This is a genomic window from Bacillus sp. GMa5/1, from assembly GCF_050172015.1.
Classification (GTDB): Bacteria; Bacillota; Bacilli; order Bacillales; family Bacillaceae_G; genus Bacillus_A; species Bacillus_A cereus.
Genome location: NZ_JBNLYC010000392.1, coordinates 1 through 1,409, shown reverse-complemented (window position 1 = coordinate 1,409; position 1,409 = coordinate 1). Strand labels below are relative to the sequence as shown.

Genomic DNA, 1,409 nt, shown 5'->3' with positions numbered 1-1,409 from the left:
CTCTTTTGATACATAAGGTAATTGAACTTCTTAAGCCGACGGAGGGATAAAGAAATCCTTTAAAAAATTTAATTGGTGATAGCATATACTTTTACTGTAAATGGTTGATTCACACCACTTGGATTTGCGATATAATATTTAGAATTTGTATCTGCTACAGTCCTGGACTCATTTGAAATATTGCTCCAACTAACACGATCTAGACCCAGAGAAACATCGACCATAATATTGAAAGAGATACTGTCAGAAGTCTCTCCTTGGGTAGGCTCAATAATCCATTTTAAACCGATTGTCCCTGGGGGTAAATTATTTATACTAAAGTTTTGGCTGGATCGGTTCTTTTCTCCAGGCAATGGCTTAGAGTCAGAAGAAATTTGGGAAATTAATATCTCTTTTTCATTAACGTTTATCCCATTTAATTTAATGATGCTATCTATTAAACCTGGACCTGGAAAATCAGCTGCAATGATACCAGAATGTCTGATACCACCTTGTAGTATGAAATCTGTCCCCATTGTATTCATTCCACCATAAAATACTTGACCATTTGTATCACGAGGGAAGTCTTTCCATTCATTTGTTGTGTTTTTTTGAATTAACTGTGGATTACTACCAGTATCTCGATTTTCCTTTCCACTTGCAACAAACCAAGGATAATAATTATTCCATAATGCTGTAGCGCCACCTGTACCACTAAAATGGTTGAGATAGATATGATTATTGTTAGAGTCGTTATTTGCCTTTAGAAGCTGGTTTTTTACTGCACTCCATTTCTCATACATTCCATCCGGTCCAGCGCTAACTTCAAAATTATCTTGGATATTTAATGATTCATAATTAATTCCGTATTCTTCAACTGCTGAGAAGTTTTGTAGTATTACAATTTTTCCACGGATATCTCCTAACTTAGGGTTATTTCTTTCTGAAAATGGCACAGAATTAGGTTCCCAAAAATAGGACACATTACGGTCTTTATAACTTTTAAATATCTCCTCGAATGACTGTGAGCCGTTCTCTGGATCAGTTTCTTCTTTTAAACGCATTAAAATTGTTTCTTGAGGGTTTTCTCTTAAAAATTGGATTGTTTCTTTTAATACATCTTCAAACATTGCTTTTTGATTCACGATACCATGCTGCATGGCAAAAGAATTTTTCACACGTTTAACACGCATGTCTACATACCGTATTCCTGCATTGAACTGCTGAGGTAGGGGCATTGTTTGATTTCTTGTCAAATTCTCATCAATAAAACTCGCTCCATGTAAAGCCATAGAACCATGAGTACCTGGAATAGATAATTCGCTCATTCTTTTTGTATCTTCCAATTTTGACATCCAGTTTGGATTTCGATAACCTAAATCGGAGTCATATGAATAACCTGAATGTCTATCAGCAAATACTATTGAAGT

The 1,409-nt window shown here is 35.1% G+C and carries 1 protein-coding gene; it reads right to left on the bottom strand.

What is annotated here, in order from left to right; translation table 11 throughout:
- Window positions 1-68: 68 nt before the first annotated feature.
- The coding region (locus tag ACQGSG_RS28895) for a phosphatidylinositol-specific phospholipase C (RefSeq protein ID WP_426948737.1) at window positions 69-1,409 on the bottom strand (1,341 nt) is incomplete at its 5' end.